Below are 15,146 nucleotides of genomic sequence, written 5' to 3' on the forward strand. Positions count from 1 at the left end.
TCATGCACGACATCGAATTGACCGAAGAACAAGTGATGATCCGCGACATGGCCCGGGATTTCGCCCGCGGCGAAATCGCGCCCCATGCCCAGGCCTGGGAAAAGGCCGGCTGGATCGACGACGCCCTGGTCCGCAAGATGGGTGAACTGGGCCTGCTGGGCATGGTAGTCCCCGAACAATGGGGCGGCAGCTACCTGGACTACGTGGCCTATGCCCTGGCCGTGGAAGAGATCGCCGCTGGCGACGGCGCCACCGGCGCCCTGATGAGCATCCACAACTCGGTGGGTTGCGGGCCGATCCTCAACTACGGCAGCCAAGAGCAGAAGCAGGCCTGGCTGCCACGCCTGGCCAGTGGCGAGGCCATTGGCTGCTTCTGCCTGACCGAACCCCAGGCCGGCTCCGAGGCCCACAACCTCAAGACCCGCGCCGAACTGCGCGACGGCCAATGGGTGATCAACGGCGCCAAGCAGTTCGTCAGCAACGGCAAGCGTGCGCAACTGGCCATCGTCTTCGCCGTCACCGATCCGGAGTTGGGCAAGAAAGGCCTGTCGGCATTCCTGGTCCCCACCGACACCCCGGGCTTCATCGTCGACCGCACCGAGCACAAGATGGGCATCCGCGCCTCCGACACCTGCGCCGTGACCCTCAACCAGTGCAGCGTGCCGGCCGCCAACCTGCTGGGCGAACGCGGCAAGGGCCTGGCCATCGCCCTGTCCAACCTCGAAGGCGGGCGCATCGGCATCGCCGCCCAGGCCTTGGGGATCGCCCGGGCTGCCTTCGAAGCGTCCCTGGCTTATGCCCGCGACCGGGTGCAGTTCGGCAAGCCGATCATCGAGCACCAGAGCATCGCCAACCTGCTGGCGGACATGCACACCCGGATCAACGCCGCGCGCCTGCTGATCCTGCATGCCGCCCGCCTGCGCAGCGCCGGCCAGCCCTGCCTGTCCGAAGCCTCCCAGGCCAAGCTGTTCGCCTCGGAGATGGCCGAGAAGGTCTGCTCTTCGGCCATGCAGATCCACGGCGGCTATGGCTATCTGGAGGACTACCCGGTGGAACGCTACTACCGCGACGCAAGGATCACCCAGATCTACGAAGGCTCCAGCGAGATCCAGCGCATGCTGATCGCCCGCGAGTTGAAGCACTACCTGGTCTGATCGAGTAAAAGTATCGCGGGCATGGCGCTCCTGCAGGGAAACCATGCCCCTGCAGGAGTACCATGCCCGCGATAGCATTCTTGAAGACACAAAAAAATCGCAGCTAAAGCTGCGATTTTTTTATCGCCGCGAACCGCCTCAGCGGTCCTTGAACTGCGGCTCGCGCTTGGCGATGAAGGCGGCCATGCCTTCCTTCTGGTCCTGGGTGGCGAAGGCAGCGTGGAATACCCGGCGCTCGAAGCGCACGCCTTCGGACAGGCTGACCTCGAAAGCGCGGTTCACGCTTTCCTTGATCATCATGCTCACCGGCACCGACTTGCCGGCGATCAGCGCGGCGACCTTCAGTGCTTCTTCCACCAACTCGTCGGCCGGCACGATACGCGCGACGATGCCGCAACGCTCAGCTTCCACGGCGTCGATGAAACGTCCCGTCAGGCACAGTTCCATCGCCTTGGCCTTGCCCACGGCGCGGGTCAGGCGCTGGGTGCCGCCCATGCCCGGCAGCACGCCGAGGTTGATTTCCGGCTGGCCGAACTTGGCGTTGTCGCCGGCCAGGATGAAGTCGCACATCAGTGCCAGTTCGCAACCGCCACCCAAGGCAAAGCCATTGACCGCGGCGATGATCGGCTTGCGCCGGTTGGCCACCCGGTCGCTGTCGCTGAACAGGTCGTCGAGATAGATCTGCGGATAGCTCAGCTCAGCCATTTCCTTGATGTCGGCGCCGGCGGCGAAGGCTTTCTTCGAGCCGGTGATGACGATGCAGCCGATCTGCGGGTCGGCTTCCAGGCGATCCAGGGCCTGGTTGATCTCGCCGACGATCTGCGCGTTGAGCGCGTTCAAGGCTTGCGGGCGGTTGAGGGTGATCAGGCCGACCCGATCCTTGATATCCAACAGAATGGTTTCGTAGCTCATGAATCAGCTCCTGCTAAAAGTCAGAGATTGCGCGAAATGACCATGCGCTGAATGTCGCTGGTGCCTTCATAGATCTGGCAGATCCGTACATCACGGTAGATCCGCTCCAGCGGGAAGTCGCTCAAATAGCCATAGCCGCCCAGGGTTTGCAAGGCCGCGGAACAGACCTTCTCGGCCATCTCCGAGGCGAACAGCTTGGCCATCGAGGCCTCCACCAGGGCCGGCTTGCCGCTGTCGCGCAGCGCGGCGGCGTAATGCACCATCTGCCGCGCCACGGCGATCTGGGTGGCCATGTCCGCCAGGCGGAAAGCCACGGCCTGGTGCTCGATGATCGGCTGGCCGAAGGTCTCGCGCTCGCGGGCGTAGTCGCGCGCCGCCTCGAACGCGGCGCGAGCCATGCCCACCGATTGCGAAGCGATACCGACCCGGCCGCCTTCGAGGTTGGCCAGGGCGATCTTGTAGCCCTCGCCCTCCGCCCCCAGGCGGTTGGCCACCGGCACCTTCACATCCTCGAAGAGGATCTGGCAGGTGTCGGAAGCGTGCTGGCCGAGCTTGTCCTCGATCCGCGCGACCTTATAGCCCGGCGCGTCGGTGGGCACGATGAACGCGCTGATACCGCGCTTGCCCGCCGCCGGATCAGTGACCGCGAAGACGATCACCACCCCGGCGTTCTGCCCCGAGGTGATGAACTGCTTGCAGCCGTTGAGAACATAGTGGTCGCCGTCGCGGCGGGCCCGGGTCTTCAGGCTGCTGGCATCGGAACCGGCCTGGGGTTCGGTCAGGGCGAAGGCCCCGAGCATGCTGCCGCTGGCCAGGGGCTTGAGGAAGCGCTCCTTCTGGTCATCATTGCCAAACTTGAGGATCGGCACGCAACCCACCGAGTTGTGCACACTCATGATGGTGGAACAGGCGCCATCGCCGGCGGCGACTTCCTCCAAGGCCATGGCATAGGCCAGGTAACCGGTGTCGCAACCGCCCCACTGCTCTGGCACCAGCATGCCGAAGAAGCCCATTTCGGCCATCTCGGCAATGGCTTCCCTGGGAAAGCGATGCTCGCGGTCCCAGTCAGCGGCAAAAGGCTTGAGACGCTCCTGGGCGAATAGCCGGGCCGCATCGCTGATCTGTTGTTGTTCGTCATTGGGCAACATGGCAGGTCCTCGTTACAGGCATTCGATGGCCATGGCCGTGGCTTCGCCACCGCCGATGCAGATCGCGGCCACGCCACGCTTGAGGCCCTTCTGGCGCAGGGCCGAGAGCAGGGTCACCAGGATCCGCGCGCCGGAGGCGCCGATCGGATGGCCCAGGGCGCAGGCACCGCCGTGCACGTTGACCTTGTCATGGGGGATTTCCAGCTTGCTCATGGTCACCAGGCTGACCACGGCGAAAGCCTCGTTGATCTCGAACAGGTCCACTTGGTCCAGGGACCAGCCGGTCTTCTTCATCAGGCGCTCGATGGCGCCGACCGGAGCCACCGGGAACAGGCCCGGGGTATCGGCGAAGGCCGCATGGCCATGGATCACCGCCAGTGGCTTGAGCCCGCGCTTCTGCGCTTCGGAACGGCGCATCAGCAGCAGCGCCGCGGCGCCGTCGGAAATCGAGCTGGAGTTGGCGGCCGTCACGCTGCCACCTTCGCGGAACGCCGGCTTGAGGCTGGCGATCTTGTCCAGCTTGGCCTTGGGCGGCTGCTCGTCATCGCTGATCAGCCGGGACTCCTTGCCGATGGTCACTTGCAGGGGAACGATCTCGTCCTTGAACAGGCCATCCTTGATCGCTTGCTGGGCACGGGTCAGCGACGCTATGGCGAACTCGTCCTGGACCTGGCGGGTAAAACCGTTGGCCTCGGCGCAGTCCTCGGCGAAGGTGCCCATCAGCCGGCCCTTGTCGTAGGCGTCTTCCAGGCCATCGAGGAACATGTGGTCCAGCACCTTGCCATGGCCCATGCGGTAGCCGGCCCGAGCGCGGTCCAGCAGGTACGGGGCGTTGGACATGCTCTCCATGCCGCCGGCGATCACCACCTCGGCACTGCCGGCCAGCAGCATGTCGTGGGCCAGGATGGTGGCCTCCATGCCCGAGCCGCACATCTTGTTCAGGGTGGTACAACGGGTGCCTTTGTCCAGACCGGCTCCCAGGGCCGCCTGGCGCGCCGGAGCCTGGCCGAGGCCGGCGGACAGCACGCAACCGAACAGCACTTCTTCCACGCTGTCGGCGGCGACCCCGGCCCGCTGCACGGCGGCGCGGATGGCCTCGGCACCCAGCTGTGGCGCGCTGAGGCCTTTCAATTCGCCCTGGAAGCCCCCCATGGGGGTACGTACGGCGCTGACGATGACAATCGGATCTTGGGCAATGGACATGATGAAATCCTCCTTACTTGGCGGCCATGCGCAAGGCGCCGTCGAGACGGATCACCTCGCCGTTGAGCATGCTGTTTTCAATGATATGCCGTACCAGCGCGGCGTACTCGGCAGGTTTGCCCAGGCGCGGTGGGAATGGCACGCCTGCGGCCAGGGAGGCCCGGACCTCGTCGCTCATGCCGGCCATCATCGGTGTTTCGAAAATCCCCGGGGCAATGGTCATCACCCGGATACCGAAGCGCGCCAGCTCGCGGGCCGCCGGCAGGGTCAGGCTGGCCACGGCGCCCTTGGAAGCGGCGTAGGCTGCTTGGCCGATCTGCCCGTCGAAGGCAGCGACGGAAGCGGTATTGATGATCACCCCGCGCTCGCCTTCGGCATCGGCCTGGCCTTCGGCGATGGCCGCGGCCGCCAGGCGCATCAGGTTGAAACTGCCGATCAGGTTGACGTTGATCACGTGGGCGAAGCTCGCCAGGGCATGGGGACCGTTCTTGCCGAGGATCTTCTCGCCCCGCACGATGCCGGCACAGCTGACCAGGCCATGGAGCCCGCCGAAGGCCTGGACCGTCGCCTGGACCGCCGCTTCGGCTGCTGCTTCCTGACTGATATCGGCGACCACGCTCTGGCATCCCAACTGCTGCGCCTTGGCCGCCACGGCCTCGGCATTGAGGTCCACCAGCATCACCCTGGCGCCGGCGGCCACGAGCATTTCAGCGCTGGCCGCACCGAGGCCCGAGGCACCACCACTGACGAGAAAAACCTTGTTCTGAATCTGCATCGTTCAAATCCTGTTCACGCGTTGACTGTTGCCGCCGCGGCCTCTTGAGCCTTGGCGATTTCCTGGTTGCGCAAGATAAAGCGCTGCAATTTGCCGCTGGGGGTCTTGGGCAATTCGCTGACGAACTCGATTTCCCTCGGATAGGAATGGGCCGCCAGGCGCTTGCGCACATGCTGGCGCAGCTCCTCGGCCAATTCCGCGGTGGCGCGGTAACGTTCACCCAGCACCACAAAAGCCTTGATCACCTCGGTGCGCTCAGGATCGGGCTTGCCCACCACTGCCGCCTCGACCAACGCCGGATGCTCCACCAGGGCGCTTTCCACATCGAACGGGCCGACTCGGTAACCTGAGGTGGTAATGACATCGTCGCTGCGCCCGACGAAGCTGATGCTGCCGTTCGGGTTCAGCTCGACGGTATCGCCGCTCAGGTAGTAATCGCCGACGAAGGCCCTGGTCGGTGCCCCGGAGTAACCGGCGAACCAGCACATCGGCGACTGCCGGCGGTCAATGGCGAGGATCCCCGGCTGGCCGACCCCCAGCTCGCGGTACTCTTCGTCCAGTACCACGATGCGATGGCCCGGCGAGGCGAAACCGGCGGCGCCGACATGCACCGGATGCTCCAGGGCGTGGTGGTTGCACAGCACCATGCCCAGTTCGGTCTGGCCGTAGTGGTCGTGGATCACCACCTCAAGGTGCTCGGCGAACCAGCGGATCACTTCCGGGTTCAGCGGCTCGCCGGCACTGCTGACAATGCGCAAGCGCCCCTTGATCGAACGGGCGAACTGATCACCACCGGCGATCAGCAACCGGTAGGCAGTGGGGGATCCGGTGAGGTTGGTGATGCCGTACTTGTTGATCACCCGGCAGGTACTTTCGAGGGTGAAGGGGCCGTCGTAGAAGGTAATCGGATGACCCAGGCCCAGCGGACCGGTGATGCCGAAATAGATGCCATAGGCCCAGCCCGGGTCGGCGACGTTCCAGAACGCATCTTCAGGTCGCAGGTCCACCGCATCGCGGGTATAGCTCTGGAACGCGACCATGGCCTTGAGCGGCACTTGCAGCGCCTTGGACGGCCCGGTGGTGCCCGAGGTGAACATCAGCAGGAAGGGGTCTTCGCCAGTGAGCAGCACCGGTTCGCAACGGGCCGGATATCGCTCCAGCTCGGCCCAGAAACTGAAGTCGCCACGCACGATGCCCTGCCCCTTGACGCCAGCCACGGTGACCAGGGTCGGGCAGTTGGCGAGTTCGGCGAGCTTGGGACGGTTGACCGCGTCAGTCACCACCACCTTGGCTTCGGAGCTGCTGAGCCGATGCTCGATGGCCTTGGGTCCGAAGGCGGTGAACAGCGGTTGGTACACCGCGCCAATGCGCCAGGTGGCCAGGACCGTGATCAACAGCTCGACATTGCGCGGCAAAAGGCCTGCGACCTTGTCGCCCCTGCCTACGCCCTGGGCCAGGAGGAAGTTGGCCAGGCGCCCGGCCTTGTCTTGTAGATCGGTGAAGGTGTAGCTGGCGCTGCTGCCGTCCTTGCCCTCCCAGAACAACGCGATGCGACCGGGCAACGCATGCCGGTCACAACACTCGACGCAGGCATTGAGCGCCTGCAGCGACCCGGCCAGGGTGGCATCGACGGTGTGCTGGTAGTTGAAGTTTGCGGTGGCGGACAGGTAATCGCGCATTGCCAGAAGCCCTCGTTGTTCTTATAGCAGGCAGTTTTTCAACGGCCTGATGGGGGGAACCTCATCAGAATCAACGAAATACTGGCGCCAGGACCCTGGCCGGACAATGGTCAAAGCTGTCAAGTTGCGTGACCGGTTTGGCCAAGGGTCAGGCCGGCACGTTGAGGATCAGGCTGCGATAGTGCCCGGGATTGGAGCCGGACCACTTGCGAAACGCCTTGTAGAACGAACTGGTATCGGCAAATCCCAGGCGCTCGGCGATCTCGGCGAAGCTGATCTGCGGCTCGGCCAGCCAGATGATGGCCAGCTCCTTGCGCACCCCATCCTTGAGGGCCTGGTAGCTCTGCCCCTCCTCGGCCAGGCGCCGGCGCAGGGTCGAGGCGGAAATGCACAGGCTCTGGGCCAGGCTCTCGGCTTCCGGCCACTGCTCCCCCGGCAACTGCCGCAGCTGTTGCTTGATACGGCTGGCCAGGCTCTGCGGATCGCGGTACTTGACCAGGATATTGGCCGGGGCATGGCCGAGGAAGCGCTTGAGCTCCTCATCGCTGCGCTTGATCGGCAGGTCCAGGCAATCGGCGGCGATGATCATCCGCGTGCGCGGCCGGTCGAAGCGCAGGTTATCGGAGAACATCACCCGATAGTCGTCGCAAAACTCCGGCTGTGGACAGCGCAGCTCGATGGCCAGGATCGGGATTCGCCGTCCGGCCAGCCAGCAAGCCACCCCATGGACGATCATCCAGTAAGTGAAATAGGTAAAGGCCCGGCGCGAAGACACCTCCTCCAGCAACACGATCTCCGCCAGGCTCTGCTGGCGCACCAGTTGCGCCGGCAGGTGCTCGAGCATCAGCGACAGGAATCCCAGCACCGAATCCAGGCCCTGGGCCAGGGTCGGCTGGGCCATGGCCGAACGACAGAGGAATGCCAGGCTGCCGGACTTGAGCTTGCGCGGGTCCATGCCGAAGAATTCATCGTCCAGCCTCCTGGCCAGCAAGCGCCAGAGCCGCGCATAGGCGCTGGCCGGCACCCGACCGGTGCCCTGCTGCAAGCCGGCCGGATCGATGCCGACCTTGTGCAGTACTTCATCGGTGGCGGCGCCCGGAGCGCAACTTTGCAACAGCGCTTCACGCACCAGTTGCAGGGAGATGGTGTCTTTTTCCGACATCGTGAACAGAGATTTCCAACGCAAGGGACCAGGACGGCCATCTTAGGCAGTGAAGCGCAAAAAGCCAGTGGACCTTGGGCTATAAGCTCGTGCTGGCTGCCGATAGCTGATCCACAGGCAAAGAGGGATCGAAAACCCCACGACGCTCGCCCTATCATGCACCACCCGGCGCCTGGCGCCCGGGTGGCCCGCCAACCGCTGCGCAAGTCCATGGACAGCAACTGGCAACCCCTTGCAGAGCGAATGACTATGTATCTGGTGTGTGGTGAAGCGCTGTTCGACTTCTTCAGCGCGGACGAAGCCGGAGCCCCGGCCAACAAGGTGGCCTTCCAGGCGATCGCCGGTGGCTCGCCATTCAACGTGGCGGTGGGCCTGCGCCGCCTGGGCGTCGATGTGGCGTTGCTGGCGGGGCTATCCCGGGACTACCTGGGCCAACGCCTGCGACAGGTGCTGGACAACGAAGGCGTGGACACTGGCTACCTGCAGGAATTCGACGCCCCCAGCACCCTGGCCATGGTGGCCGTGGGCGCCGACGGCTCTCCCCACTACAGCTTTCGCGGCGAAGGATGTGCCGATCGCCAGCTCCTGGTCGAGCATCTGCCTGAACTGGGCGAACAGGTGCGCGGGCTGCACATCGGCTCCTACTCCCTGGTGGTACAGCCGATTGCCGACACCTTGTTGGCACTGGCAAGGCGCGAGCGGGGCCGGCGCCTGGTCAGCCTCGACCCCAATGTGCGGCTCGGTCCGCAACCGGACATCCAGCTATGGCGCCAGCGCATCGATGAACTGGCCGGCCAGGCCGACCTGATCAAGGTCAGCGACGAAGACCTCGAGCAGCTGTACCCCGGGCAGGCACCCGAAGTGCTGATCCGCGGTTGGCTGCAAGGCAGCGCCAAGCTGGTGTTCCTGACCCGTGGCAGCCAGGGCGCGACGGTCTTCAGCCAGCGGCATGGCCACTGGTCGGTCGCGACGCCCAAAGTGCAGGTGGCCGACACCGTGGGCGCCGGCGATACCTTCCAGGCAGCGTTGATCACCTGGCTGACCGAGCAAGGACTGGACTCGCCCCTGGGTCTTGAGCAGCTGGAGCGTGAACAGATCGACGCCCTGCTGCGCTTCGCCGTCAACGCCGCGGCCCTGACCTGCACCCGTACCGGGCCGGACCTGCCGTACCGCCACCAGTTGACCTGAACCGCTCCCTGTAGCTGCTGCCACGGGCTGCGTGGCAGATGCTGCTCCTGCCCGCAGGATCGAGGCAAGACCCTGCCGGCCTTCGCGCAGCCTCGCCACGGGCTCGACGGCGGCTACAAGGCGCGGGCTCCCGGAGCCTGCGGCAGGGGATCAGAAGATCGAGAAGTTGTAGCTGACGATCAGGCGGGTTTCATCCATGTCGCGGGCGATCTTCTGGTAGTTGCTGCGATAGGTGGCGTTGCGCAGGCGCAGGCTGACGTCCTTGAACGTGCCGCTTTGCACCACATACTTGAGCTCGCTGTCGCGTTCCCATTCACGACCTTCACGCAGGCTGCCCGGGACCTTGATGTTGTCGCCACTGACATAGCGAGTCAGGAAGCTCAGGCCATTGATGCCCACCGCCTTGAAGTCGTAGTCGTAGCGCAATTGCCAGGAGCGTTCCTGGATCGCGGCGAAGTCGTTGACCTGGACGTAGTTCACCAGGTACGGGTTGCTGCCATCCAGGTACGGCATCGAGTTATCGCCATACATGCGCTGCCAACCCGCACTGAACACATGCCCGCCCAGGCCGTAGCTGAGCATGGTGCTCAGGGCCCGATGGTCGATGCTGCCGGCACGAGCGCTGCCGCTGTCATCACTCTTGATCAGGCGCAAGTCACCCTTGAGCACCCCGGGCCCCAGGGGCTGGTTGGCCACCAGGCCGATGAAGTGCTGGCGATAGATATCCTCGAGTTCAGCGTAATGGTACTGGCCGCTGAGGCGGTCGCTGAACTTGTAGTCCAGGCCGTAAGTGTCGAAGTGATCCGCCGTGGTGTTGCAGGCATAGCGCTTGTTCTTGCAATGCACGCGAATGTCCTGGGAATCGGTGGAATCCCGGGCGGTGTAGCGATTCAGGCGGGCTGCGGTGAAGGTCAGGTCCTTGACCTCCCTGGAGGTCAATACCGCGCCATTGAACATGGTGGGCAGCAGGCGCCCGTCGTTGTACTTGAGCAGCGGCAGGTCCGGCAATTGCGCGCCGTATTTGAACACGGTCTGGGACATGCGCACCTTGGCGGTCAGGCCAAGCTTGGCGTACTGGTCGACCGAGCCTCGTGGATCATGCCCACTGGAGGGCAGCAGGCCGCTATTGCTGCGATCCGGGCTGGAGTCGAGCTTGATCCCCAGCATGCCCAGGGCATCGAGGCCAAAGCCCACGGTGCCTTCGGTGTAGCCCGATTGCAGGTTGAAAATGAAGCCCTGGGCCGACTCCTCGCGCTTGGATGCGCCCTGCGCCGTCTTGGTGTGGCCATCACGGAAGTCCCGGTTGAAGTAGACCGTGCGCGACTCGAGCTTGGCGCTACTGTCCTCGAGAAAACCGGCGGCTTGCGCCTGCAGGGTAAAACCCGAGCACAGGACGGCGGCTCCGAGGCCCAGGAGCGGGCACGGATTGAGTAGAGGGAAAGGGGGACGCATGAACAGGCTCCAGCAGAAAATCAGTGACGCGAGGTAAAGAAAGACCCAGGGGAAATCCACTCGGCGAATTAAGTAGCGCCGACTGAATTGATTGAATCAATGAAGACCGGCAATGATGGCAGATCGCCCGCCAGCCCCCTACCCGACTTTAGTCTGACTCCGACTATTTTCCAGCCCCCGTGGCGCCGCTGCAGGATCATGCGCTTTCAGCAAAACCTGATCATTTCCGACATTTTCTAGCAGGCGAAAGCCGAGCCAAGAAAAGCTGTCCATACGTTCAAAAAACACTCCTCGACAAGCTAGCGGTAGCAGCTGACGGCAAAAAAGCATCATTTTTGTTCGGTAAAAAACTACCGTTCGTCGGGTTTTTTGGCATTTTTGTAAGAAATAACAAGTATTTGACGTTTTTCATTATGACCATAATTAATGTATTTATCTTATTGTTTTAAAAGGATTTTTTTAATATTTAAATTCTAGTAAAACCACTGTGTCATTTATGCAACGCCAAAAAACGTCAATTAAACGTCTTTGCCATATGCTAGTGTCAAAAAAAGCGCGCGATGAAGGCTATGTGCCATACGCTTTTTTCAGAAGGTGGGGCATCCCCTCGCCACACACTCATCATGGACGAGGTCGTTCCCTTGGAAGTCAGCGTTTTTGGTACTGGCTACGTCGGTCTGGTACAAGCCGTCGCCCTGGCCGATGTCGGGCATAACGTGGTCTGTGTCGATATAGACAGCCACAAGATCGCCCAACTGCAACGTTCCATTCCTCCGATTCACGAGCCGGGCCTCGCGACCCTGATCGAAGAGAATCAGAAGGCTGGCCGACTGCATTTCACCACCCGTCCCGGCGATGCCGTGAGCCATGGGCAAGTGATCTTCATCGCGGTCGGCACCCCCTCCAACGAAGACGGCTCCGCCGACCTGGACCACGTCCTGGCGGTAGCACGGGAAATTGCCAGCCTGATGTCCAGCGACAAGACCCTGGTGGTCAAGTCCACGGTCCCGGTGGGCACCGCCGACCTGGTGGTCGAAACCGTCGCCGAGCAACTGGCGGACCTGGGCAAGTCCCACTTGCAGGTGCATGTGGTGTCTAACCCGGAGTTCCTCAAGGAAGGCTCGGCGGTAGCCGATTGCATGCGCCCGGACCGGATCATCATCGGTTGCGCCCACGAGCTGCCGCGCCACCAGTTGAGCGAGCTGTACGCCCCGTTCAACCACAACCACGATCGCCTGATGTTCATGGATAACCGCAGTGCCGAGCTGGTCAAGTACGCGGCCAACGCGATGCTCGCCACCCGCATCAGCTTCATGAACGAGATGGCCAACCTGGCCGAGCGTCTCGGGGTCGACATCAACGCCGTGCGCAAGGGCATCGGCGCCGATCCACGCATTGGCTACCACTTCATCTACCCCGGCGCCGGTTTTGGCGGCTCGTGCTTTCCCAAGGACCTGCGCGCCTTGATCCACACGGCCCAGAGCCACGGCCTGGAACCGCACATGCTCAAGACCGTGCGCGACGTCAACGAAGAGCAACGCCATGTGCTGTTCCGCAAGCTCAAGGCGCACCTGGGGGACAACCTGCAGGGCAAGGTCATCGCCTTGTGGGGCCTGGCGTTCAAGCCCAATACCGATGACATGCGCGAAGCCACCAGCCGCTACCTGATGGAAGCGCTGTGGCAGGCCGGGGCCAAGGTCCATGCCTTCGACCCCGAGGCCATGACCGAATGCCGGCGCCTGTACGGCTATCGCGATGACCTGCAGCTGTGCGCGACCCGCGACGACACCCTGCAGGGTGCCGATGCGCTGGTGATCTGTACCGAGTGGAAAGCCTTTCGCGTGGTGGACTTCAAACTGCTGCGCGAGACCCTCAAGGACCGCCTGATCGTCGATGGGCGCAACCTCTACAACCCGCAACAGGCAGCGGATGCCGGGCTGCATTACCTGAGCATCGGCCTGCCCTATCGCGTACCGGGGGCACTTTGCGCATGAATATCCTGATCACCGGGGCCGCCGGATTCATCGGCGCCCATACCGCACTGCGTTTGCTCAAGGATGGGCACCAGGTCACCGGGCTGGATAATTTCAACGACTACTACGACCCCCAGCTCAAGCACGATCGAGTGCGCTGGGTGGAACGCCAGGTGGGGCACTTTCCCCTGCAACGCCTGGACCTGGCCGACAGCTCGGGCCTGGACCGGCTATTCGCCGAGGTCCGTCCGCAGGTGGTGATCAACCTCGCCGCCCAGGCCGGGGTGCGTTATTCCCTGGAAAATCCCAAGGCCTACCTGGACAGCAACCTCGGCGGCTTCCTCAACCTGCTGGAAATGTGCCGGCGCTATCCGGTGCAGCACCTGATCTACGCCTCGTCCAGCTCGGTGTACGGCGCCAACCAGCAGACGCCCTACAAGGTCAGCGACAACGTCGATCATCCACTGTCGCTGTACGCGGCCAGCAAAAAAGCCAATGAGCTGATGGCCCACAGCTACGCCCACCTGTTCGGCGTACCGGCCACCGGCCTGCGCTTCTTCACCGTCTATGGCCCCTGGGGCCGGCCGGACATGTCGCCGATCCTGTTCGCCGACGCCATCAGCCAGGGGCGCCCGCTGAAGCTGTTCAACTACGGCATGCACCAGCGCGACTTCACCTATATCGACGACATCGTCGAGTCCCTTGTACGCCTGCTGGGCAAGCCACCGGCACGCGACCCGCTATGGGACCGCGAGCAGCCGGACCCGTCCACCAGCATGGCGCCCTGGCGCCTGTTCAATATCGGCGGCCAGCGCCCGGTACAGCTCAAGGAATACGTGGCGACCCTGGAGAAACTGCTCGGCCGCACGGCCCAGGTGGAATACCTGCCCCTGCAACCAGGCGACGTGCTCAACACCTACGCGGACGTCAGCGCCCTGGAGAACCTCACCGGCTTCGGCCCCCAGGTTCCCCTGGAGGATGGCCTGCGAAGCTTCGTCCAGTGGTACCTGGGCTACTACCGCAGCAGCAACTGAACAGCGATTCCCACGCTTTTTCCGAACCTTTGCAATGGAAGTATTCCCGGTGGATATGGAAAGACCTGTCTCGTCGCCCGCCAGCGCCGCCCCCTCGCCCATAGACCGGCGCAACGATCCGTTCCGGCGCAAGGTCCAGGCCGCCATCGACCTGCAACACCATGGCTGGCTCAGCGGCCGCCAAGGTGGACGCCCCTGGACCCTGTCGCGCACCAAGCGCCTGACCTCGGCATTACTGGCCGCGCTGTTGCTGGTGCTGTTGTCGCCGCTGTTGCTGGTAGTGGCCTTGCTGATCAAGTTCACCAGCCCCGGCCCGGTGTTCTTCGTGCAGTTGCGCACCGGCTTTCGCGGCCGGCGGTTCGGCATGTACAAGTTCCGCACCATGGTGGTCAACGCCGAGGCCCTCAAGGACTCGGTGCGCCACTTGAACAAGCACGGCCCGGACTCGGTGGACTTCAAGATCGACCGCGACCCACGGATCACCGGGATCGGCGGCTTCCTGCGTCGTACCAGCCTCGACGAACTGCCGAACCTGATCAACGTGGTGCTCGGCCAGATGCGCATCGTCGGCCCGCGCCCCACCTCGTTCCACGCCCAGACCTACAAGGAGCACCACCTGGGGCGCTTGAGCATCTACCCGGGGATCACCGGCCTATGGCAGGTATCCGGGCGCAGCGACGTGGACTTCGACGGTCGGGTAACCCTCGACATGACCTACATCTTCCAGCAGAGCCCCTGGCTCGACCTGAAGATCCTGATGAAAACCCCTTTCAAGGTCCTCAATGGCCACGGAGCAAGTTGAAATGGCGGCAGCAACCCTTGCCAGTCTGAAGATCCAGCGTCCCAGTGAAAGCAACCTGGCAGTGACCGTGCTCGACCAGGAGCTGCAGGTGATCCTGCTCACCGCGGCCAACCTCAACAGCGGCGTGACCAGCAGTTGCCTGAGCATGGCCAGCGAACTGGCGCGTACCAGTCGCGGCCGGGTACTGCTGGTCGATACCAGCCTTTCGGATGACAGCCTGACCCGGCGCCTGGGCCTGGAACAGTGTCCGGGCTTTCTCGACCTGGCCCTGGCCGAAACCCCGCCGGCGCTGGGCGAATGCATCCAGACCAGCGCGGAACTGGACTTCGACCTGCTGCCCCTGGGCCGGCGCCAGCAATACCGCGAGCGGCTGACCGCCGAGCAGTTGCGCGAGCTCCTGCACACCCTGGTCGGCCAGTACCGCTTCGTGATCGTCGATGGCGACCCGGTGTACAGCAGCGGCGACATCCTCACCTTGAGCACCCAGGTCGATGGCGTGGTGCTGGTGGTGCGCAGCGAGGAAACCCGCTGGGAAGTGGCCCAGGCCGCCGCGCAACGCTTGATCCAGGCCGAGGCGAAGCTGATCGGCAGCGTGTTCAACGCCCGCAAGTACTACATGCCCAAGTGGGTTTACGACCGCCTCTGACCGGCACAAGGACCGTGT

At 63.6% G+C, this 15,146-nt stretch carries 13 protein-coding genes; 6 read left to right on the forward strand and 7 right to left on the reverse strand.

Going from position 1 to position 15,146, the window contains the following annotated elements:
• The first annotated feature begins 2 nt into the window (after positions 1–2).
• Positions 3–1,154, forward strand: a complete 1,152-nt coding sequence (locus AC3WK8_RS16695; RefSeq protein WP_022644526.1) for an acyl-CoA dehydrogenase family protein — start codon at positions 3–5, stop codon at positions 1,152–1,154.
• Positions 1,155–1,292: 138 nt separating this feature from the next.
• Here the strand turns inward: AC3WK8_RS16695 and AC3WK8_RS16700 are convergent, their stop codons facing one another.
• The 6 genes from AC3WK8_RS16700 to AC3WK8_RS16725 all read right to left on the reverse strand — a co-directional run bounded on the left by AC3WK8_RS16700 (position 1,293) and on the right by AC3WK8_RS16725 (position 8,033).
• Positions 1,293–2,066: an enoyl-CoA hydratase gene (locus tag AC3WK8_RS16700; RefSeq protein WP_103325294.1), complete on the reverse strand. Its 774-nt coding sequence runs from the start codon at positions 2,064–2,066 to the stop codon at positions 1,293–1,295.
• A gap of 20 nt (positions 2,067–2,086) precedes the next feature.
• The gene (locus AC3WK8_RS16705; protein ID WP_085597605.1) at positions 2,087–3,214 is read right to left on the reverse strand and encodes an acyl-CoA dehydrogenase; all 1,128 of its coding nucleotides are present in this window, start codon (positions 3,212–3,214) and stop codon (positions 2,087–2,089) included.
• Positions 3,215–3,226: 12 nt separating this feature from the next.
• Entirely contained in the window at positions 3,227–4,417 is a 1,191-nt protein-coding gene (locus AC3WK8_RS16710) for an acetyl-CoA C-acyltransferase (protein ID WP_022644529.1), read from the reverse strand.
• A 13-nt stretch (positions 4,418–4,430) separates the two neighbouring features.
• Positions 4,431–5,192 carry an SDR family NAD(P)-dependent oxidoreductase gene (locus AC3WK8_RS16715; RefSeq protein WP_103325295.1) on the reverse strand — a complete coding sequence of 254 codons (762 nt, stop codon included), beginning with the start codon at positions 5,190–5,192 and terminating at the stop codon, positions 4,431–4,433.
• Between the two features lie 14 nt (positions 5,193–5,206).
• A complete protein-coding gene (locus tag AC3WK8_RS16720) occupies positions 5,207–6,871 on the reverse strand; it encodes an AMP-binding protein (protein ID WP_103325296.1) in 1,665 nt (554 codons plus the stop codon).
• Between the two features lie 148 nt (positions 6,872–7,019).
• Entirely contained in the window at positions 7,020–8,033 is a 1,014-nt protein-coding gene (locus tag AC3WK8_RS16725; protein WP_085597603.1) for an AraC family transcriptional regulator, read from the reverse strand.
• Between the two features lie 249 nt (positions 8,034–8,282).
• Here AC3WK8_RS16725 and AC3WK8_RS16730 point away from each other — a divergent pair, with 249 nt between their 5' ends.
• Entirely contained in the window at positions 8,283–9,221 is a 939-nt protein-coding gene (locus AC3WK8_RS16730) for a carbohydrate kinase family protein (RefSeq protein WP_085597602.1), read from the forward strand.
• A gap of 150 nt (positions 9,222–9,371) precedes the next feature.
• Here the strand turns inward: AC3WK8_RS16730 and AC3WK8_RS16735 are convergent, their stop codons facing one another.
• Positions 9,372–10,673, reverse strand: a complete 1,302-nt coding sequence (locus tag AC3WK8_RS16735; protein WP_103325297.1) for an OprD family porin — start codon at positions 10,671–10,673, stop codon at positions 9,372–9,374.
• Positions 10,674–11,314: 641 nt separating this feature from the next.
• On the opposite strand from AC3WK8_RS16735, the gene AC3WK8_RS16740 reads away from it, so the two are divergent.
• From AC3WK8_RS16740 to AC3WK8_RS16755, 4 genes are read left to right on the forward strand one after another with little or no spacing between them, the layout of a single operon-like run.
• Positions 11,315–12,667: a UDP-glucose dehydrogenase family protein gene (locus AC3WK8_RS16740; protein WP_031321722.1), complete on the forward strand. Its 1,353-nt coding sequence runs from the start codon at positions 11,315–11,317 to the stop codon at positions 12,665–12,667.
• Positions 12,664–13,680 carry an NAD-dependent epimerase gene (locus AC3WK8_RS16745; protein ID WP_085597600.1) on the forward strand — a complete coding sequence of 339 codons (1,017 nt, stop codon included), beginning with the start codon at positions 12,664–12,666 and terminating at the stop codon, positions 13,678–13,680. Before AC3WK8_RS16740 ends, AC3WK8_RS16745 begins: the two co-directional genes overlap by 4 nt.
• A gap of 55 nt (positions 13,681–13,735) precedes the next feature.
• A complete protein-coding gene (locus tag AC3WK8_RS16750) occupies positions 13,736–14,482 on the forward strand; it encodes a sugar transferase (protein ID WP_085597669.1) in 747 nt (248 codons plus the stop codon).
• A 1-nt stretch (position 14,483) separates the two neighbouring features.
• Positions 14,484–15,128 (forward strand): CpsD/CapB family tyrosine-protein kinase, encoded by a 645-nt coding sequence (locus AC3WK8_RS16755; protein WP_103325298.1) that lies wholly within the window; start codon positions 14,484–14,486, stop codon positions 15,126–15,128.
• Positions 15,129–15,146: the final 18 nt, after the last annotated feature.

The sequence above is a fragment of the Pseudomonas sp. FW507-12TSA genome (assembly GCF_058781435.1).